14 protein-coding genes and 7 pseudogenes are annotated in these 18,514 nt (G+C 77.0%); 12 read left to right on the top strand and 9 right to left on the bottom strand.

The window, feature by feature from the left end:
- Positions 1-91 precede the first annotated feature (91 nt).
- The 5 genes and pseudogenes from QMQ26_RS03025 to QMQ26_RS03045 form a co-directional block, all read right to left on the bottom strand.
- Positions 92-1,107: pseudogene (locus QMQ26_RS03025) on the bottom strand (YihY/virulence factor BrkB family protein).
- 47 nt (positions 1,108-1,154) lie between these two features.
- On the bottom strand, positions 1,155-2,399 hold the full coding sequence (locus QMQ26_RS03030; RefSeq protein WP_282204667.1) for a cytochrome P450: 1,245 nt from the start codon (positions 2,397-2,399) through the stop codon (positions 1,155-1,157).
- A gap of 146 nt (positions 2,400-2,545) precedes the next feature.
- Positions 2,546-2,884, bottom strand: coding sequence for an STAS domain-containing protein (locus tag QMQ26_RS03035; protein ID WP_100834761.1), 339 nt, complete (start codon positions 2,882-2,884; stop codon positions 2,546-2,548).
- Complete coding sequence (locus tag QMQ26_RS03040) at positions 2,881-4,044, bottom strand: cobalamin B12-binding domain-containing protein (protein ID WP_282204668.1); 1,164 nt, start codon at positions 4,042-4,044, stop codon at positions 2,881-2,883. The genes QMQ26_RS03035 and QMQ26_RS03040 overlap by 4 nt, the downstream gene beginning before the upstream one ends.
- Complete coding sequence (locus QMQ26_RS03045) at positions 4,041-5,702, bottom strand: PP2C family protein-serine/threonine phosphatase (protein WP_282204669.1); 1,662 nt, start codon at positions 5,700-5,702, stop codon at positions 4,041-4,043. The genes QMQ26_RS03040 and QMQ26_RS03045 overlap by 4 nt, the downstream gene beginning before the upstream one ends.
- 220 nt (positions 5,703-5,922) lie before the next feature.
- On the opposite strand from QMQ26_RS03045, the gene QMQ26_RS03050 reads away from it, so the two are divergent.
- Entirely contained in the window at positions 5,923-6,315 is a 393-nt protein-coding gene (locus QMQ26_RS03050) for an STAS domain-containing protein (protein WP_100838277.1), read from the top strand.
- 68 nt (positions 6,316-6,383) lie between these two features.
- Positions 6,384-6,821 (top strand): ATP-binding protein, encoded by a 438-nt coding sequence (locus QMQ26_RS03055; protein WP_100834764.1) that lies wholly within the window; start codon positions 6,384-6,386, stop codon positions 6,819-6,821.
- A 186-nt stretch (positions 6,822-7,007) separates the two neighbouring features.
- On the opposite strand, the gene QMQ26_RS03060 is transcribed toward QMQ26_RS03055, so the two are convergent.
- Positions 7,008-7,412 (bottom strand): SsgA family sporulation/cell division regulator, encoded by a 405-nt coding sequence (locus QMQ26_RS03060; protein WP_282204670.1) that lies wholly within the window; start codon positions 7,410-7,412, stop codon positions 7,008-7,010.
- Positions 7,413-7,657: 245 nt separating this feature from the next.
- On the opposite strand from QMQ26_RS03060, the gene QMQ26_RS03065 reads away from it, so the two are divergent.
- From QMQ26_RS03065 to QMQ26_RS03110, 10 genes and pseudogenes are all read left to right on the top strand, one after another.
- A complete protein-coding gene (locus tag QMQ26_RS03065; RefSeq protein WP_282204671.1) occupies positions 7,658-8,137 on the top strand; it encodes a Dps family protein in 480 nt (159 codons plus the stop codon).
- A 206-nt stretch (positions 8,138-8,343) separates the two neighbouring features.
- Complete coding sequence (locus tag QMQ26_RS03070; protein ID WP_282204672.1) at positions 8,344-9,183, top strand: STAS domain-containing protein; 840 nt, start codon at positions 8,344-8,346, stop codon at positions 9,181-9,183.
- Positions 9,180-9,557: an STAS domain-containing protein gene (locus QMQ26_RS03075; protein ID WP_100834768.1), complete on the top strand. Its 378-nt coding sequence runs from the start codon at positions 9,180-9,182 to the stop codon at positions 9,555-9,557. The genes QMQ26_RS03070 and QMQ26_RS03075 overlap by 4 nt, the downstream gene beginning before the upstream one ends.
- The gene (locus QMQ26_RS03080; RefSeq protein WP_282204673.1) at positions 9,554-9,973 is read left to right on the top strand and encodes an anti-sigma regulatory factor; all 420 of its coding nucleotides are present in this window, start codon (positions 9,554-9,556) and stop codon (positions 9,971-9,973) included. The genes QMQ26_RS03075 and QMQ26_RS03080 overlap by 4 nt, the downstream gene beginning before the upstream one ends.
- Positions 9,961-11,142: pseudogene (locus tag QMQ26_RS03085) on the top strand (ATP-binding protein). The gene QMQ26_RS03080 and the pseudogene QMQ26_RS03085 overlap by 13 nt, the downstream one beginning before the upstream one ends.
- Positions 11,139-11,636 (top strand): hypothetical protein, encoded by a 498-nt coding sequence (locus tag QMQ26_RS03090; RefSeq protein WP_282204674.1) that lies wholly within the window; start codon positions 11,139-11,141, stop codon positions 11,634-11,636. The pseudogene QMQ26_RS03085 and the gene QMQ26_RS03090 overlap by 4 nt, the downstream one beginning before the upstream one ends.
- A gap of 254 nt (positions 11,637-11,890) precedes the next feature.
- Positions 11,891-12,454 (top strand): annotated as a pseudogene (locus QMQ26_RS03095) (sensor histidine kinase); the annotation flags it as partial.
- Between the two features lie 131 nt (positions 12,455-12,585).
- Positions 12,586-12,792: pseudogene (locus tag QMQ26_RS03100) on the top strand (response regulator); the annotation flags it as partial.
- A 142-nt stretch (positions 12,793-12,934) separates the two neighbouring features.
- Positions 12,935-14,573 (top strand): annotated as a pseudogene (locus tag QMQ26_RS03105) (SpoIIE family protein phosphatase).
- Positions 14,574-14,716: 143 nt separating this feature from the next.
- Complete coding sequence (locus QMQ26_RS03110; RefSeq protein ID WP_282206394.1) at positions 14,717-14,956, top strand: STAS domain-containing protein; 240 nt, start codon at positions 14,717-14,719, stop codon at positions 14,954-14,956.
- A 90-nt stretch (positions 14,957-15,046) separates the two neighbouring features.
- On the opposite strand, the pseudogene QMQ26_RS03115 reads toward QMQ26_RS03110, so the two are convergent.
- The 3 genes and pseudogenes from QMQ26_RS03115 to QMQ26_RS03125 form a co-directional block, all read right to left on the bottom strand.
- A pseudogene (locus tag QMQ26_RS03115) lies at positions 15,047-15,814 on the bottom strand (phosphatase PAP2 family protein); the annotation flags it as partial.
- Positions 15,814-16,876, bottom strand: a pseudogene (locus tag QMQ26_RS03120) (YihY/virulence factor BrkB family protein). The pseudogenes QMQ26_RS03115 and QMQ26_RS03120, both read right to left, overlap by 1 nt.
- A complete protein-coding gene (locus QMQ26_RS03125) occupies positions 16,876-18,429 on the bottom strand; it encodes a bifunctional phosphatase PAP2/diacylglycerol kinase family protein (protein ID WP_318552179.1) in 1,554 nt (517 codons plus the stop codon). The pseudogene QMQ26_RS03120 and the gene QMQ26_RS03125 overlap by 1 nt, the downstream one beginning before the upstream one ends.
- Between the last annotated feature and the right edge of the window lie 85 nt (positions 18,430-18,514).

Consider the following 18,514-nt stretch of genomic DNA (forward strand, 5'->3'; position numbering starts at 1 on the left):
ATCGGGGGTGGGCCCCCGCCCGGCCGTCTGCCCGTTTTCGCCGGTCCGACCGCCCCGGCCCGCGCCGTTCCCGGGCCGCCGGCTCCGCAGGTCAGCCCGGGGCGCCGTCGGCGCCGTCGGGCCACTTGCGGGTGTCGCGCGGCGGTACGTACGGCTCCGCGTCGGGCGGGAGGCCGCCCTCGACGGCCCGTTCGCGGGAGAGCTCGGCGTCGAACTCGAGGCCGAGCAGGATCGCCAGGTTGGACAGCCAGAGCCACACCAGGAAGACGATCACCCCGGCCAGGGTGCCGTAGGTCCGGTTGTAGGAGGCGAAGTTGGCGACGTACGCGGCGAACCCGCCGGAGAGCAGCAGCCAGAGCAGCACGGCCAGCAGGCTGCCCGGGGAGACCCAGCGCCAGCCCCGGCCGCGCACGTTGGGAGCCGCCCAGTACAGCAGCGCGATCATGACGGAGACCAGCAGGACCAGGACCGGCCACTTGGCGATCGACCAGACCGTCACGGCGGTGGGGCCGACCCCGAGGAGGTCCCGGCGCGCCGGGCCACCGGGCCGGTGAAGACCACGATCACGGCGCTGGCCAGCAGCAGCACCATCATCAGCAGGGTCAGGCCGACCCGCAGCGGGGTGAGCTTCCACACCGGCCGGCCCTCGCGGATGTCGTAGACCGCGTTGGACGCCCGGATGAACGCGGCGACGTAGCCGGAGGCCGACCAGAGCGCGCCCAGCAGGCCGACCGCGGCCAGTACCCCGCTGGTGCCGCGCCCGTCCTGCAACTGCTCGACCGTGGAGCGCAGCACGTCCCGGGCCTGCCCGGGGGCGAGCTGCTGGAGGTTGTCGAGCACCCGGTCGGTCGCCGAGTGGCCGAGCAGGCCGAGGACCGAGACCAGCACCAGCAGCGCCGGGAAGACCGCCAGCACCCCGTAGTAGGTCAGGGCGGCGGCCCGGTCCGGCAGTTCGTCGTCCAGGAACTCCTTCGTGGTGCGGCGCAGCACCGCGGCCCAGCCGCGGGCCGGCACCTGCGTCGGCCCCTCCGGCGCGCGGTGGGCTCCGCGGCCGCCCTCGCCGTGCTCGTGGTGCTCTCCGTGCTCTCCGTGCTCGCCGTTCGGCATGGTCGTCCTCTCCGTGCGGTGCGTGTCTCGGGTCGGTCGCGGGTGCGTCATCCGGCGCGGACCGCCTCGATGACGAAGCCGCTGCGCGGGCGGGCGATCATCCGGCCGAGCCGGATGGAGAGGTCCTGGGCTGGTAGCACGTACTCCAGCCGGGCCAGCCGCACCGAGAGGTCCTCCAGCAGTTCGACCACCACCGCCTCGCCGGGGCAGCGGTGGCCGCGCGCCGGGTCGCCGCCGCCCTGCGGGACGGACTGGCCGACGTCCGCGGGGTGGTCCAGGAACCGCTCGGGGCGGAAGGCGTACGGGTCGCCCCACAGGGCCGGGTCGTGGTTCTGCCCGTACAGGTCGAGCAGCACCAGGGTGCCCTCGGCGATCGGTTCGCCCCGGTGGACCAGGTCGTCGGCGGCCAGGCCGCCGACGAACGGGGCGAACGGGTAGAACCGGCGGACCTCCTGGGCGAACGCCCAGGCCCGGGCCGGGTCCCCGTCGGCGAGCGCCGCGCGGTTCTCCGGCCGCAGGTGCATGGCGTGGGCGGCGAACGCGACGAACCAGCAGACCGCGACGGTCGGGCGGACCAGGTTGAGCACCTCGACGGCCGCCACCCGCGGCTCCAGCGGTTCGCCGTCCGCGTCCCGGTGCCGCGCCACCCGCTCCAGCGGGCAGCCGGCCGGGACGCGGGCGGTGCCGTTGCGCACGTCCGTGACGATCCCGGCGATCCAGGTCTCCCGGCGGCGGCGGGCCAGCCGGGCGCGCCAGTGCCGCGGGCCGGGGGTGGCGAAGCCGTCGACCATCGCGACCAGGTCGGCGGCGAACGCGTCGGCGCCGTCCTCGGGCAGCGGCAGGCCGACCCAGCGGCGGACGCCCTCGGTGAGGACCCGGGCCACCTCGTCCAGCAGCACCACCCGGGGCCGCTCGGCCCACTCCCCCACCGCGGTCTCCCAGGCCGCGCCGACCTCGCCGACCAGTGCGCGGACCTGCGCGGGGTCGGCCAGCAGCGAGAGGAACAGCGCCTTGCGCAGCCGGTGCACCTGGCCGTCCAGGGAGTGCACGGCGCCGTGCCCGAAGAGCGTGCTCCGGACCGGCTCGGGCAGCGCGCCCGCGCGCCGGACGTGCCGTTCGTCGTAGAAGAACCGGACGGCCTCCGGTCCGTGCAGGACGACCGCGGGCCGCCCGGCCAGCCGGGCCCGGACCACCGGCCCGGGGTGGCGGCGGCGCAGGTCGGGGAGCCACGCGTAGCCGCGGGTCAGCAGTGAGAGGGAACTGTCCCACCAGGGGGCGCGTCGTCGGTCCATGGCCGTCGGCTGCCCCTGCCGGGGGATCGGAAACCGGCCCGGCCCCGAACGGACCACCCGCCGGAGCGCCCGGTCCGGGAGCCGGTCCGGGCACCCGGCCGGGGCGGTCGGCCAGGGCACCCGGCCGGGGCGGTCGGTCCGGGCGGTCAGTCCGGGCGGTCGGCGAGCAGGTAGCTCGCGGTACCGGTGAGGTGCAGCAGGCGCTCCAGGTGGGCGGGCCGGTGGTCGAGCAGCAGGCGGCGGCCGGCCGCGTCGACGTCCCGGCGGATCTGGAGCAGCGCGGACAGGCCCATGGAGTCGCACAGCGACATGCCGCCGCAGTCCAGCCGGACCACGTCGACCCGGGGACGGGCGACCAGGTGGCCGGCGACCGCCCGGACGAGTTGCCCGCAGCTCTCGTGGTCGAGTTCGCCGTCCACCGGGACGGTGGCCGTGCGGAGCGCGCCCGCGGCGGGCCGGGACGGGGGGACGGGGTGGGCGTTCACGCGGGGGTTCCCGGGGTCGGCAGCGGGTGCGGGTCGGTGGGCGCGGACGGCCGGACGGCCGTCAGCGCGGCCGTCAGGACGGCGACGCTGCGCGGCAGGTCGCGCAGCTGCTCGCGCAGGACGCCGAGCGCGAAGGCGAGCAGGGTGTCCGGGACGGCGCGGGCCAGCAGGATCTCCCTGGTCCAGCCGGTGAAGGCGGTGAAGAGCTCCGGGTCGCCGGTGTAGAGGGCGACGGCCAGGTGCTCGACGATGTGGGACAGGTCCTCCAGGGTGTGGTCGCGCTGGAGCGGGGTGTAGGAGCGGACGGCGGGGTGCTCCCGTTCCAGGGCGGCCATCACGGCGCCCACCAGCTCGCGTCCGCTGCGGCCGACCAGGGTGTACTCCTGGTCGGCGAGGTGCGGGAGGTCGTCGACGGGCTGGTGCGGGGAGGCCGGCAGCGGCAGTCCGCGGGCCAGGCGCTCGGCGGCGGCCCGGGCGTCCGGGGCCCAGGCGTCGGCGCCCAGCAGCCGGGCGTGCCGGCCGTCGGGGCCGAACGCCGCGCCGCCCGCGATGACCGGCACCCCGGCGGCCTGGGCGGCCGTGATCGCGGTGTGCGCGGCGGGCAGCCGGGTGGACAGCGAGGCGGACAGCGCCAGCGCGTCGGGGGCGGTGCGGTGCAGGTGCGCGATCAGGTGCGGGGTGGGGCACTGGGCGCCCAGGTGGTCGACCCGCCAGCCGCGCAGCATCAGCACCTCGGCCAGCAGCCGGGCGGGGAAGCCGTGCCACTCGCCGTCGACGCAGGCCACCGCGATCCGGCCGGGCCGCGGCGGTCCGGCGGCGGCGGCGAACGCCGGGTGGCCGGAGACCAGGGACACCACCCGGTCGTTGACGGCGGTGGCGGCGTGCTCCTGGATCACCGTGATCCGGTCGGCCGCCCACTCCCGCCCGATCCGGGCCTGGAGCGCGCCGATCACGTCGAGCAGCAGCGACTCCGGGTGCAGCCCCCGCTCCAGGGCCCCGGTCGCGAGCGCGGCGGCCCCGGCCTGGTCGCCGCCGATGACGACCTCCCACAGCTCCTCGGCCAGTTCCTCGGGCCGGGGGGCCGCGGCGCGGGGGCGGGCGGGGGCCGGGAACGGGTGCCGGCCGTGGGTGAGCGTGTCGCCCGGGGTGCCGGTGCTCATGCCTCGTCCCCCCGGCGCGCGCTGACCACCGGCAGGTGGCCGGGCGGGGGCGCGGCGATGACCATCACCGCCATGTCGTCGTGCCGGCCCTCGCGGAGCCACTGGGCGGTGAGCATCTGGACCCGTTCCACGATCGCCTCCGCGGGCATGCCCGCGCACTGTCCGAGCGCCTGGCGCAGCCGGTGGTCGCCGAACTGCTCCTGGCCGGTGGGCCCGCCCTTGGCCTCGGTGATCCCGTCGCTGTACAGGACGCACGCCTCGCCGGGGTCGAGCAGCACGGTGTCGGTGCGGGTGGTGGTCTCCGGCAGGACGCCGACGATGCTGCCCAGGGTGGTGGACTCGGTGACCCGGCCGTCCGCCCGGACCACCATCGGCGCGGGGTGCCCGGCGGCCGACAGCCGGACCCGGACCCGGTCCTGCTCGCGGCGGACCGAGGCCAGCACCAGGCTGGCGAAGCGGGTGTGGTGGGAGGTGAGCAGCGCCCGGTTGAGCAGGTGCAGGACGCGCTGGTGGTCGTCGGCCAGCGGCAGCAGCGCGTGCAGCGTGTTGCGCACCTTGCCGGTCATGACGGCGGCCTCCAGGCCCTTGCCGCTGACGTCGCCGAGCAGGGCGAGCGTCTCGCCGTCGGGGTCGGCCGCGGGGTGGACGTCGTAGAAGTCGCCGCCGATCCGGTCCCGGTCGACCGAGGCCCGGTAGCCGCCGGCGAAGTCCACCCCGTTGAGGTGTTCGAGCCGCGGCGGGAGCAGTTCGCGCATCAGCAGGTCGGTGACGGCGGCCTGCTCGGAGTACATGACGACGGCGGAGACGGCGGCTCCGGCCCGGGCGGCGAACATCCGGGCGAAGACCTCCTCGTCGACGGGGAACGGGCCGCCGCCCGCCGCGCGCAGCAGCACCAGCGCCCCCGCCGGGACGCCGTGCCCGGGCAGCGGGGTGACCAGCACCGAGCCCACCCGGCCGAAACCGGCGGGCACCAGCCAGCGCGGGGTGGCGTCCGGGTCGATCCACCGCGAGGGCACCGGCGGGAACCCCTGGAGCGCCTCGGCCAGTCCGGGGACCTCGGCCGGGTCGGCCCGCACCTGGACGTGCGCCGGGTCGCCGCCGCGCAGGCAGGTCACGAAGCGCAGCGTCCGGCCGGAGCTGGGGGCGACCACCACGGCGGCGTCGGCGAGGTGCAGCGCGGCCTGGCGGACCGCCGTCTCCAGGATGCGGTCGACGTTCAGCGAGGACAGCAGCAGTCCGGACAGCCGGGTCAGCAGCTCCCAGTCGTGGGAGCCGCCCGTGGCGGTCCGCGGGAGCAGGGCCGGTCCGCCCTCCGGGACGACGAACCACCACACGGCGCTGCCGTCCGGGCGGGGCGAGGGGTGCGCCTCGACCGGTCCGGCGACCGGGTCGGTGTGCCGGACGGCCGCCGGGCGGGTGCCGTCGGCGGGCAGGTCCAGGTGGGCCCGGCGCAGCCAGGGCGGCACCGCGTCGGCCGGGGCGCCGTCCGCCGGCACGCCGTGCACCGGGTCACTGTCCGCCGGGGCGGCCAGCAGGCGGCGGGCGCTGTCGCTGGCGTGCAGCAGCGCGCCATCCGGGTCGAGCACCGCCACCGGGTACGGGGAGCCGGCGAGGAACTCCCAGCCGGTGGTCGCCGCGGGAGAAGTCGGAAATGCCATCGTCCGGGCCCTGACGGACCCTCACCTCGCATTCGGTTTCCGTCGGCCCCCGGAGCCCGATGGGGCCCGCTGCGGCCGGCGGGTTTGGCGCGTCCTGCCGGGGACCTGCGAACGAATCCGGCGGGCCGCACCCGAACCGCCATGCTACTGCGGCCCGGTGGGGCCCGGTCGGACGGAGCGGCCGTCACCCGCCGGGGCTGGGACCACTACCATGCCGGACATGACCGATCACACCCACGGTGCCACCGGGGCGGACCCGGCGGACGTCGAGACGGTGCGGGCGCGGGGCGAACTGGACTGGGAGGACGCCCAGGAGTTCGTTCGGCGGTTGACGACCGCGCTCGAACGCCCGCCCCGGCTGCTGGTGGTCGACCTCGCCGAGGTCACCTTCGCCGACTCCTCGGTGCTGCACGGCCTGCTGATCGCCCACGGCCGGATGGCGGACGCCGGCGGGCGGCTGGTGCTGGCCGGGCCGCTGCGGGAGCCGGTGCGCCGGCTGCTCGACCTGTCCTCCGCCACCGGGTACCTGCACCTCGCGGCGGACGCCGAGACGGCGGTGCGGAGCGCGTCCGGGCCGAACGTCACCCGTTCGCCGCACACTCCGCCGGTGTGATCAACGCATCGTCCGGGCAGCCGGATCACTGCACACCGTTCCCGTCCCGTTCGATTCGAGGTCACCCGATGTCCCGTGCCGAGACCGACCCGACACGGCGGCACCCCCCGACCACCCACCGCCCCCGCCCCGGCCCCCGCCTCCCGGTGCGCACCGCGGCCGAGGCCCGGGCCGCCGTCACCGAAGAGCTCGCCCGGTACCGCGCGACCGGGGACCGCCTGCACGGCGACGCCTGTCTCGCCGTCACCGAGCTGGTCACCAACGCGATCCGGCACGCCGGCGGGGTGACCGGGTTCGCCGTCCGGACCGGCGGCGGCGGCCGCACCCTGACGATCGACGTCGAGGACGCCGCCGACACCCGCCCGCACGGCGACGCCGCCAACCTCCAGGACCCCACCCGCCTGGGCGGCCGGGGCTGGCCCCTGGTCCAGCTGATCTCCACCGACTGGGAGATCCACCCGCTGCCCGGCGGCGGCAAGCTCATCCGCGTCACCCTGAGCGCCTGACGGGCCGCGGGCCGGGGCCGGGGGCCGGCGGATTTCCCCCGAACGAGTGACCCGCCGAGCCGCCGACCCGGCACCCGGCGCCCCGCGCCCGGCCCGGAGCCCCGCGCCCGGACAGGCCGAAGCCGCCCGGCGCGGCGTTGCCGGCAGGGCGGTGGCGGTGACCGGTGGCGGTGACCAGCGGTGGCGTCAGGCCAGCAGCCGGGCCAGCCCGAGGTCGAGGTCGAGGTGGGCGGACTCGGTGCCGGGGGGCACTTCGGCGAAGATGTCGACGAGGAAGGCCGCGACCGTGTCGGCGGGGATGCTGATCACCGCCCGTTCGCCCCGGGCGCCCAGGGTGATCAGCACCCGGCCGTCCACCCCGGGGGCGATCCGGACGTCGCCCTCGCCGCTCGGGGCGCGGCGGCCCTCGGCGAGCAGTTCGCGTCCGAACCACCAGACGACGTCCTCGTCGCCGGGGCGGTGCGGCGGGAAGGCCAGCCCGACGCCGTAGGGCAGCGCGGGGTCGAAGCGCAGCCGGCCGGTGACCGGGACGTGGGGGTAGGGGCTCTCCGGGAGGGTGACGGAAATCGGCCTGGACACGGCGGCGGACATGCGGGTCCCCATTCCTGTTCGTACTGGCGTGCCGGTGGCGTGCCTGCGGGAGCGACCCGGTCCCGGGAGGGGCCGAGCGGCCGGACGGCCGGGCGACGCCAGCCCGGGTACCCCCGGCGGGACGGCCCACGCGAACGATGCGAAAACGTTACTGCCGCCCCGGCGGGTTTCCGTTCCGCCCGGCCGGGCAGCCGAAGGGGCGGTCGGCGTCCGCCGGCCGTCCCCGACGTGGAGAGGACCCGACGATGGACATCGCCACCGGCAGCCCGCTGGACGGGCCCGACCGCGACACGGCCGGGGAGGCGCTCCAGGGCGCCCTGGTCGACCTCGTGGACCTGTCCCTGGTCGGCAAGCAGGCGCACTGGAACCTGTACGGCCCCCGTTTCCGCTCGGTCCACCTGCACCTCGACGAGGTGGTGGCGACCGCCCGCGACTTCGCCGACCAGGTGGCGGAGCGGGCGGCGGCGATCGGCGTCAGCCCGGACGGGCGGGCCGCGACCGTCGCGGCCGGCGGCCTGCCCGGGGTGCCCCCCGGCTGGCAGGCCGACACCGAGGTGGTGGAGCAGCTGGTGGGGGCGCTCTCCGGGGTGGTCGCCCGGATGCGCGAGCGGATCGCGAAGACCGGCGAGGCCGACCCCGTCACCCAGGACCTGCTGATCACGGTGACCGCGGCGCTGGAGAAGCACGCCTGGATGTTCCGGGCCGAACACGTGCACCGGCCCTGACCTTCGGCGCGGCCCGCTCCGATCCCGTCCGGGGGCCGGAGCGGGGACCGCGGGAAAAACTTTCCGGCTCTCCCCTGCATACTTCACACAGGCCGGGACATACGGCGCGCGGTGACCCGGCCGACCGGCCGGGCTCGCCGCGTGCCGTCGTGCGGCGGACGGGGTCCCCGATCAGCGGGGGCCTTGATGAGCGAGGAGAACGCCTGATGGCGGTGGAGCATGCATCCGAACGGCTCGTCGAGCTGCTGACCCGGGACGATGCGGTGCAGGAGCAGTGGGTGTCGGCCGTGGCCGCGTCCCTGGGCGGCCGGATCAGCCGGGCCGAGCTGGAGCGCGAACTGACCGACCTCTACCAGGCCCTGGTCCAGGCCCTGGGCAAGAGCGGCCTGGACTGGCAGGGCGAGGCGTACTCGGAGGTGCGCGCCCTGCTGGTGGAGCTCTCCCGCAGCCGGGCCCGGTACGGTTTCACGCCCACCGAGACGGCCGTCACCGTCTTCGCCGGCAAGGACGTGCTGGAGCCCACCACGGCCAGCACCGCCGAGGACATCACGGCCTACCTCCAGCTGGCCCGGCTGCTCGACGCACTCGGCCTGTTCACCATCGAGACGTACGCCCGCACCCGGGAGGAGATCATCAGCGCGCAGGCCGAGCAGCTGCTCGAACTGTCCACGCCGGTGGTCAAGCTGTGGGAGAACGTGGTCGCGGTGCCGCTGGTCGGCACCCTGGACTCGGCCCGCACCCAGGTGGTGATGGAGAAGCTGCTGCAGAGCCTGGTGGACTCCGGCTCCGAGCACGCGATCATCGACATCACCGGCGTGCCCGCGGTGGACACCGAGGTCGCCCAGCACCTGCTGAAGACCGTGGTCGCCGCCCGGCTGATGGGCGCCGAGTGCACCATCTCCGGCATCCGCCCGCAGATCGCCCAGACCCTGGTCGCGCTCGGCGTGCAGTTCGGCGACATCGTCACCAAGGCCACCCTGCAGGACGCGCTGCGCCACGTCCTGCAGCTCAGCGGCGGCCAGGTCCCGTCGGGCGGCGCCCGGTGAGCGAGCGCGTCCCCGTCCTGAAGATCGGCCAGGTCCTGCTGGTCTCCATCCAGGTCGACCTGGAGGACCAGATCGTCCTGGACCTCCAGGACGACCTGGCCGAGCGGATCGTCGCCACCGGCGCGAACGGCGTGGTCATCGACATCACCGCGCTGGAGATCGTCGACTCCTTCGTCGGCCGGATGCTCGCCAACACCGCCGCCATCTCGCGCATGCTGGACGCCGAGACGGTGGTGGTCGGCATGCGCCCGGCGGTGGCGATCACCCTGGTCGAGCTGGGGCTCTCGCTGGGCGGGGTGCGCACCGCGCTCACCCTGGAGAAGGGCCTGGCCCTGCTGGAACGCGACCGTACCGCGCGTACGGCCCGCCCATGACCGGCCCCAGGGCGGTGGAGGACGAGCAGGCCGTGCCGATCGGGTCCAACGACGACGTGGTCCGGGCCCGGCAGACCGTCCGGACGTACGCCCAGCAGTGCGGCCTGTCGCTGGTCGACCAGACCAAGCTGGTCACCGCCGCCAGCGAGCTGGCCCGCAACACCCTGGTCTACGGCGGCGGCGGCTCGATGCGCTGCGCCGTCGTGCGCAACGGCACCCGGACGGGCGTGCACGCCGTGTTCGAGGACAGCGGCCCCGGCATCCCCGACCTGGACCTCGCGCTGACCGACGGCTGGACCTCCGGCAACGGCATGGGCCTGGGCCTGAGCGGGGCGCGCCGGCTGGTCGACGAGTTCGAGCTGCACAGCGAGCCGGGTGCCGGGACGAGGGTCGCGGTGACCAAGTGGGCCCGGTGACGCCCGCCCTGGCCGTGTGCGAGGACACCGTGTGGTTCCGGCACTCGGACTCGCTGCCCGCCGCCGCCCGCGGCGCGGCCCGGCAGCTCGCCCACCGGATCGGGCTGCTGCCCGAGCGGGTCGGCGAGGTGGCGCTCGCCGTCAGCGAGGCCGCCACCAACCTGCGCCGACACGCCGTGGACGGGGCGATGGTGCTGCGCGTGGTGCGCACCGACACCGAGGCGGCGCTGGAGTTCCTCACCATCGACAGCGGGCCGGGGATGGCGGACGTGCCCGCGGCGCTGGCCGACGGCTACTCCTCCGGTCCGACCCTGGGCATCGGCCTGGGCGCGATCTCCCGGCTCGCCGACGCCTTCGACCTGCACTCGCTGCCGGCCGCGGGACGGTGCTGACCGCCCGGTTCTGGAACCGCACCCCGGCGGGGCGGGCCGCCGCCGCGACCGAGCCGGTCGCCGCCGGGCTGACCCGGCCGATGAGCGGGCAGGAGCTGTGCGGGGACGCCTGGGCGGTGCGCGCGGTCGGCGCGGGCCCGGTGGCGGCCCCGGCCACCCCGGCGGCCGAGCCGCCGGGGGCCGCCGCGGCGGCCCGGCTGGACTGGTCGGTGCTGACCAACCGGGCGCCGCGCACCCACCTCGCCGCCGCCCCGGAGCGGGCCGGCGGCACCGGCGCGTTCCTGCTGATGTTCTGCGACGGCCTGGGCCACGGCCCGCTGGCCGCCCGGGCCGCCTCGGACGCCGTCGCGGCCTTCCAGCGCAGCTCCGCGCACCGGCCCGAGCAGGTGCTGGCCGACCTGCACCGGGTGCTGCGCGGCGGGCGGGGCGGGGCGGTCGCGGTCGCCCTGGTCGAGCCCGCCGAGGCCCGGCTGACGCTCTGCGGGGCGGGCAACGTCAGCGCCTTCGTGGTGGACCCCGCCACCGGGAACCGCCGTTCGCTGCCCTCCGCCCCCGGCATCGTCGGGCACCAGCTGCCGCGCCGCACACCGTCCGGCAGGACCTGCCGCCCGGCAGCGCGGTGGTGCTGCACTCGGACGGCCTCACCGACCGCTGGAAGGCCGCCGACGTCCCCGGGATCTTCTCCCACCTGCCCGTCACCGCCGGGCCCTGCTGCTGCGCGAGGCGGGGGTGCGCCGGGACGACGCGGGCGTGGTGGTCGCGAAGGGCGCCTGGTGAGCGCGCGCCCCGGCCCCTCCGCCGAGCACGCGGCGGAGGTTCCGTCCGTCCACCTGGAGAGCACGCCCTTGGGTACCGTGCAGGACACCTTCGCGCTGCGCCGCAGCGCCCGCGCCGTCGCCGACCTGCTCGGCGCGGACGGCCAGGACGCCGTCCGGCTGGCCACCGCGCTGAGCGAACTCGGCCGCGGCCTGCTCGGCGCCGACCGGCTGGCCGCCGCGTTCGACCTCCAGGCGGGGCCCCCGGCCGTCCTGCGGGTCACCCTGACCTGGCAGGGCGGGCACCGGCTGCCCGAGGAGGCGCTGGAGGCGTCCGGCCGGCTGCTGCCCACCCACCAGGAGCGGACCGGGGACGGCGGCCTGGTCCGGGTCGAGCAGCGGCTCGGTCCCGTCCCCGGCCCGTCCCGGAGCTGGCCGGTCGCATCCGCGACCTGCTCGCCGCGCACACCGGCCCCAGCGCCCTGGAGGACTCCCGGGCGCAGACCCGCGACCTGATCGCCGCGCTGGAGCACAGCCAGGCCCAGCGCGAGGAACTGCGCCGCCTGAACAGCGAGTTGGAGGAGACCAACCGGGGCGTCCTGGCGCTGTACTCGGAGCTGTCCGAGGAACTGGAGGAGACCAACCGGGGCGTGGTCGCGCTGTACGCCGAACTCGACGAGAAGTCCCGGCAGTTGCGCGAGGCCAGCGAGGCCAAGAGCCGGTTCTGGGCGAACGTCAGCCACGAGCTGCGCACGCCCGTCAACGCGGTGGTGGGCCTGGCCGAGCTGCTGCGCGCGGACGCCGACGCCCCGGCCGAGGAGCGGGCCCACCGGCTGTCGCTGATCGCCGACTCCGGCCGCACCCTGCTCGCCCTGGTGGACGAGCTGCTGGACGTCGCGAAGGCGGAGTCCGGCACCCTCGACCCGCAGTGGGCGCCGCTGGACCTGCGCGCCGTCCTGGCCCACCTGGACGGCACCCTGCGCGGCCTGGCCCGCCCCGGCGTGGCGCTGCGGATCGACCCGGCGCCCGCCGGGCCGGGGACGCTGCTCGGCGACGAGACGATGCTGGTGCGCATCCTGCGCAACCTGCTGTCCAACGCGCTGAAGTTCACCGAGCGCGGGTCGGTGGAGCTGGCCACCCGGGTCGAGGACGGCCCGGACGGCGGCCCGGTCCTGGTGCTGACCGTCACCGACACCGGCATCGGCATCCCGGCCGACCAGCAGGAGCGGGTCTTCGAGGAGTTCTACCAGGTCCGGGGCCCGCACCAGCGGGGCCGCCGGGGCACCGGCCTGGGCCTGCCGTACGCCCGGCGGCTGACGGAGATCCTCGGCGGCACGCTGCGCCTGGACAGCGAGCCGGGCCGGGGCACCGCGATCACCGTCCGGCTGCCCGCGCACCCCGCGCCGCCGGCCGACACCCGGTGGCCGTGCTGGTCGCGGTCGACGACGACCCGGTGTTCCGGGGCGTGCTGCGCCCGCTGCTGGACGAGATCGCCGACCGGGTGGTGGAGGCCCACGACGGCGCCGCCGCGCTCGCCGCCGTCCGCGACGCCCGACCGGACGGGATCGTCCTCGACCTGCACCTGGGCGAGGTCGACGGCTACCAGGTGCTCGCCGACCTGCGGGCCGACCCGGAGCTGCGGCAGATCCCGGTGGTCATCCTCACCTCCGCCTCGCTGACCGCCGCCGACCGGGCCCGGCTGGCGCACGCCCGCGCCGTGCTGCCCAAGTCCGGCCTGAGCGCCGCCCGGATCGCCGCCGCCCTGTCCGCCCCCGCCCCGCCGCGCCGCGGCGACCGCTGCCGCCCGAGGACGGATCGTGACCAGCACCAGCTCCGACGCCGGGCCCGCCACCGTCCTGGTGCTCGACGACAACGACACCACCCGGTACATCGTCGGGAGCTGGCTGCGCCGCTCCGGGCACACCGTCGTCGAGGCGGTCGACGGCACCCAGGCCCTCGCCCTGCTGGAGCGCACCCCCACCGCCGAGCTGCCCGAGATCGCCGTGGTGGACATCAGCCTGCCCGACATGACCGGCTTCGAGGTGTGCGAGCGGATCAAGCGGGTGCCGCGCACCTCGGCGCTGCCCGTCGTGCACATCTCCGCCACCGCGATCGAGGCCAGCGACCGCACCCAGGGCCTGCACCGCGGCGCCGACGCCTACCTGACCGAGCCGATCGACTCGGCCGAGCTCCAGGCCACCGTCACCGCCGTGCTGCGCTACACCCGGGCCCGCCGGCGCGCCGAGCGGCTGGCCGCCCGGGTCGCCGCCCTGCACCGCAGCACCCTCGCCCTGTACGGCGCCGCCGACCCGGACGACCTGGTCACCTCGGCCGTGCTCGGCGCGGTCCGGCTGGGCGCCGCCCGGGCCACCGCGATCGCCCTCGGGCCGGACCGCGACACCCTGCACCTGGCCCACCACGACCCGGCGCTGCCCGAGGACGGCCCGGTGCGGCTGCTGGCGGCCCCGCCCGTCCTGCTCGACGTGCTCGCCCACCACACCCTGGGCGACGCCACCGGCACCGACACCGCCCTGCTGGACGCCGCGGAGTGGGGCGCCGTGCTGGCCGACCACGGCCTGGACGGCGCGGGCCTCCCGGCCGGGCCGGTCGCCCTGGTGGTGGCCCGCACCAAGCCGGCCGGCCGCTGCTCGCGGTGGTCGCCGACCGGGACGCGGTCGCCGACCGGGACGAACGCGGTCTGCTCCCCCAGCTCACCCAGGCCGCCGCGCTCGCCCTGGAGGCCCAGCGCAGCCAGGCCGAGGAGCACGCCCTGGCGCTGACCCTGCAGCGCAGCTTCCTGCCCAGCCGGCTGCCCGCCGTCCCGGGCGTCGAACTCGCCGTCCGGTACGAGCCCGCCTCGGCCCGCAGCGAGATCGGCGGCGACTTCTACGAGGCCATCGACACCCCCGACGGCCTGCTGCTGGCGATCGGCGACGTGGCCGGCCACTCGCTGGAGGCCGCCATGGCGATGGGCGAGCTGCGGCACGCGCTGCGCGCCTACGCCATCGAGGGCCACGACCCGCGGACCCTGCTGCACCGGCTGGACGCGCTGATGACCCGGCTGCGCCCCGGCCTGACCGCGACGGTGTGCCTGGTGCTGATCGCACCCGACCGCCGGCGCATCGAGGTCGCCAACGCCGGCCACCTGCCGCCGCTGCTGCGGCTGCCGGACGGCTCGACCCGCTACCTGACCGAGCACGGCATCCTGCTCGGCCTGAACGTCCCGCAGCCGCCGACCGTCGAGTACGCCGTCGAGCCCGGCAGCACCCTGCTGCTGGTCACCGACGGTCTGATCGAAGTGCCCGGCGAGCACCTCCAGGCCGGCCTGGACGCCCTGCGGGACGCCTTCGCCGACGCCCCTCCGGAGCTGGACCGGGCGGCGACCTGCTGCTGTCCGCGTTCGCCCGGGCCCAGACCGACGACGTGGCCCTGCTCGTCGCCCGGCTCGACTGACCGCGTCCCGGCCACCGCCGGGCCGCACCGGCTCCCGCGACTCCCACCTGCTCCCGCCAGATCCGTCCACCCGGAAGCCCCCTGCACCGTACGGAGCCCCCGTGCCCGAGTACGACCTGACCATCGAGGTCCGCACCCATCCCGTGGGAGCGACCGTCGTCGCGCTCGCGGGCGAGCTCGACTACCACACCGCGCCGCGCCTGCACCGGGCGGTGGAGCGGACCTCCGAGGCGCTGCCGCTGGTCCTGGACCTCGCGCTGCTGAGGTTCTGCGACTCGCTCGGCGTGGCCGAGCTGCTGTTCGCGTTCCGCCGCACCCGGGCGGCGGGTACTCGCTCGCCCTGGTCGGCACCAGCGCCGACGTCGGGCGGCTGCTCACCATGACCGGCGTGGACCGGCTGCTGCCGCACCACGACACGGTCGAGGCCGCCGTCGCGCGCTCCGCCCGGACGGCTGAGCCCCGCCCCGGGTCAGCCCTCGGGCGGGCCGGCCGCCCGCGGCCAGCTCGGGCTCCAGCCCCTCGCTGAGCGGCGGCCGGGACCGGGCGGCCGGTGTCGCGCCGCCAGCCCTCGAACGCCCAGGCGGTGGCCGCGACCAGGGCCGTCCCGAGCAGCCAGCCGCCGAGCACGTCACTGACCCAGTGCACCCCGAGCGCGACCCGGGTGAACCCCACCCCCAGCACGCTCAGCCCGGCCGCCGCCCGGGCCACCCACCGCCACCCCGGACGCAGCGCCGGGGAGAACACCAGCAGCAGCACCGTGCAGCAGGTCGCCGCGGTCATCGCGTGCCCGGACGGGAACGAGAAGCCGGGCGCGTGCGCGACCGGGTCGGGCAGCGACGGGCGGGCCCGGGCCACCGCCGCCTTGACCGCCCAGCCGATCAGCCGGAGGCGGTCGTGGTGGCGGCCGCCCACACCGCCAGCCGCCAGGCCCGCCGCCACAGCAGCCAGCCGACGGCCGCCGCGACCAGCAGCCGCATCGTCAGCGGGTCCCACACCCCGTTGCTGAGGGCGCGCAGCACCGAGAGCACGGCCGGATGGTCGCGCACGACGGCGTGCAGCCGCTGCGCCGCGCCAGCGTCGAGCCGGTGCAGCGGCCCCCAGTGCGCCTCGATCAGCACCAGCAGCAGCGCGGTCGGCACCGCGGCCACCGCGGACGCGCCGACGGCGGCGAGCAGCCGCTCGCCCAGGCGCAGGTCGGCGTCCCGCAGCTTGCGGTGGAGAAGGGTGGGGCGGCGGATCACTACTGCGTCCTCTCGGGGCCGGCGGGCGGGGCGGGCGACGGGTCGGGGGCGGGCGACGGTTCGGGGGCCGACGCGTCGGAGTCGGATGACGGGTCGGGGGCGGGCGACGGTTCGGCGGTCCGCGACTCGGCGGCCAGCGGGTCGGGCAGGACCGGGCCGGGCCGGCCGGTGCGGTCGGCCTCCAGCTGGGCGGCGAAGGAGAGACCGAGGAACAGCGCGATCGCCGTCAGGTACGCCCACACCAGCAGCGAGAACACCGCGCTGAGCGGTCCGTAGACGGCGTCGAAGGAGCCGCTCAGGCGCAGGTAGAGGCTGAGCAGCCAGGTCGCCGCCAGCCAGAGCACCAGGTGGACGCCCGCGCCGAACGCCAGCCAGCTGTAGCCGGGCTGGCGGCGGCGGGGGGCCCGGCGGAAGATCACGGCCGCCGCGGCGAGGGTGAGCACCACCCCGACCGGCCAGCGCAGCAGGGTCCAGGCGGCGGCGGTGCCCGGGCCCAGGCCGAACACCTCGTCCGCGGCGGCGGCGACCTGCGGCCCGGCCACCAGCACCAGGAAGCCGACGCCCAGCGGCAGGCCCGCGCCGCCGCCATCAGCAGGCTGCGCCGTACTTGCGGTCGAACGGCCGGTCCCGTTCGATGCCGTAGATCCGGTTCGCCCCGCGTTCGATCTGGGACATCGCGGTCACCAGGTTGGCCACCGCGAACAGCGCGCCGAACCAGAGCGCGACGGTGCCGCCGTCGCGGTGCCGGCTGCGGTCGAGCACCTCGCTGACCAGGCCCGCGCTGGACGCCGGGACCATCCGCTGGATGCTCGCCGCGACCAGCTGCCCGACCGGGCCGCCGTGCAGCGAGGAGGCCAGCCCGACCACCGCGATCGCGAACGGCACCAGGGCCAGCACCACCTGGAAGGCCAGCGCCCGGGCGTGGCTGAACCCGTCCGCGTACCGGAACCGCACGAAGGCGTCCCGGGCCAGCGGCCACCAGGACTGCCGGCGCAGGGCCACCACGGCCTCGTCCGCGGAGAGGTGCTCCCGGCCGGGCCTGACCCGGCTCGCCGTGCCCATCAGGCCACTTCCCGCCGGGCGGCGAGGGCGCCCGCCGCGGGGTGGACGGGGGCCGCGAGGGCGGCGGTCCCGGGGGCGGTCTCCGGCGCGGCGGCGGGGACGCGGACCAGCAGGGCGTCCGGCCGGACGGTCAGGGTGAGGGTGCGGCCGTCGCCCACCGGGTCGCCGTCGCACTCGCGGGGCTGGGCGCGCTCGGCGGTGAGGGCGATGCGGCGGCCCCGGAAGTGTTCGAGCGGGGCGGCCGGGCCGGGGCGGTGGGTGCCGGTGAGCAGGGCGTGCACGGCCCGCCCCCAGCCGCTCGGCCCGTGCGGCTGGACCAGGACCAGGTCGAGCAGCCCGTCGTCGGGCTCGGCGTCGGGCAGCAGCCGGACGCCGCCCTGGAGGGAGCCGACGTTGCCGACGACGGCGCCCCGCACCTGGCGGCGCACCGGCTCGGCGTCGTCCACGGCGACGGTCAGGGTGAAGTGCCGGTCGCCCAGGTGCCGGGCGGCGGCGAGCACGTACGCGGGCCAGCCGAGGCGGCGTTTGAGGGTGCGGCCGGTGTCGGCCATCACGGCGGCGTCCAGCCCCATCCCGGCCATGGTCGCGGCGGCCCGGGCGGGCAGGTCGTCGCCCTCGGCCCGCATCAGGTCGATCCGGCGGGTGCGGCCGGCCAGGGCGGCGTCCAGCGCGGCCTCGGGGTCGGTCGGCAGGCCGAGGTTGCGGGCCAGCAGGTTGCCGGTGCCGCAGGGGACGATCGCCAGGGTCGCGCCGGTGCCGGCCAAGGCTTCGGCGCAGGCCGTCACGGTGCCGTCGCCGCCGCAGGCCGCCACCAGCCGGGCGCCGTCGGCGAGGGCCCGCCGGGCGGCGGCCCGGCCGCAGTCCTCGGCCTCGCCGGGCAGCAGCAGGGGCGGCCGGTGGCCGTGCGCGGTCAGCACGGCGGAGAGCCGGTGCAGCAGGGCGTCGTCCACCGAGAGCGGGTTGTAGACCAGTGCGACCCGCAGCGGGGCGGCGGGGGCCGGGGCGGCGGGGGCGGCCGACGTGCGGCGGGCGCGGGCGGGCAGCGCGCGGTGCACCACCCACAGGGCGGCCGCGCCGTTGAGCGCGCCGGCCAGCACGTCGGTGGGGTGGTGCATGCCCCGGTAGAGCCGGCTGGCCGCGACCAGGACCGGCACCGCCCAGGCCAGCGCGCACAGCAGGACCGCCACCGGCCGCGCAGCAGGTGCAGCGCGAGCAGGCCCAGGCCGCCGTACAACGCGGTGGCCGCCCCGACGTGCCCGGACGGGAAACTGGAGGTGGGCAGCGAGCCGTCCAGCCGGGCGACGTCCGGCCGGGCCCGGTCCACCACGTGGGCGGCGGTCACGAACAGCGTCGCCTGGAGCGCCACCGCGCCCGCGAGCAGCACCGCCGGGCGCCACCGGCGCCCGAGCAGCAGCAGGAGCGCGACGACCGCCGTCACCGTCACGATCGCGGGGGTGAAGGCGAGCGCGGACAGCCAAGAGCTGGCCGTGGTCAGCGCGTCGGTGCGGTGCCCGGCCAGCCAGGAGACCAGCCCGTTCTCGCCCGGGTCCCACCAGCCCTGCGGCGGGTGGGTGATCAGCAGGCCCACGGCCACCAGGGCCGTCAACTGGCCGACCACGGCGGCCAGTACCCCGAGCG

The sequence above is a fragment of the Kitasatospora fiedleri genome, assembly GCF_948472415.1.
GTDB classification, from domain to species: domain Bacteria; phylum Actinomycetota; class Actinomycetes; order Streptomycetales; family Streptomycetaceae; genus Kitasatospora; species Kitasatospora fiedleri.

Bases quoted from the DNA above. Each gene is read 5' to 3' on its own strand.
- QMQ26_RS03055 (WP_100834764.1), top strand. From the start codon at position 6,384: ATGTCCCGTGCCGAGACCGACCCGACACGGCGGCACCCCCCGACCACC.
- QMQ26_RS03060 (WP_282204670.1), bottom strand. From the start codon at position 7,412: ATGTCCGCCGCCGTGTCCAGGCCGATTTCCGTCACCCTCCCGGAGAGC.
- QMQ26_RS03050 (WP_100838277.1), top strand. From the start codon at position 5,923: ATGACCGATCACACCCACGGTGCCACCGGGGCGGACCCGGCGGACGTC.
- QMQ26_RS03070 (WP_282204672.1), top strand. From the start codon at position 8,344: ATGGCGGTGGAGCATGCATCCGAACGGCTCGTCGAGCTGCTGACCCGG.
- QMQ26_RS03080 (WP_282204673.1), top strand. From the start codon at position 9,554: ATGACCGGCCCCAGGGCGGTGGAGGACGAGCAGGCCGTGCCGATCGGG.
- QMQ26_RS03030 (WP_282204667.1), bottom strand. From the start codon at position 2,399: ATGGACCGACGACGCGCCCCCTGGTGGGACAGTTCCCTCTCACTGCTG.
- QMQ26_RS03065 (WP_282204671.1), top strand. From the start codon at position 7,658: ATGGACATCGCCACCGGCAGCCCGCTGGACGGGCCCGACCGCGACACG.
- QMQ26_RS03040 (WP_282204668.1), bottom strand. From the start codon at position 4,044: ATGAGCACCGGCACCCCGGGCGACACGCTCACCCACGGCCGGCACCCG.
- QMQ26_RS03045 (WP_282204669.1), bottom strand. From the start codon at position 5,702: ATGGCATTTCCGACTTCTCCCGCGGCGACCACCGGCTGGGAGTTCCTC.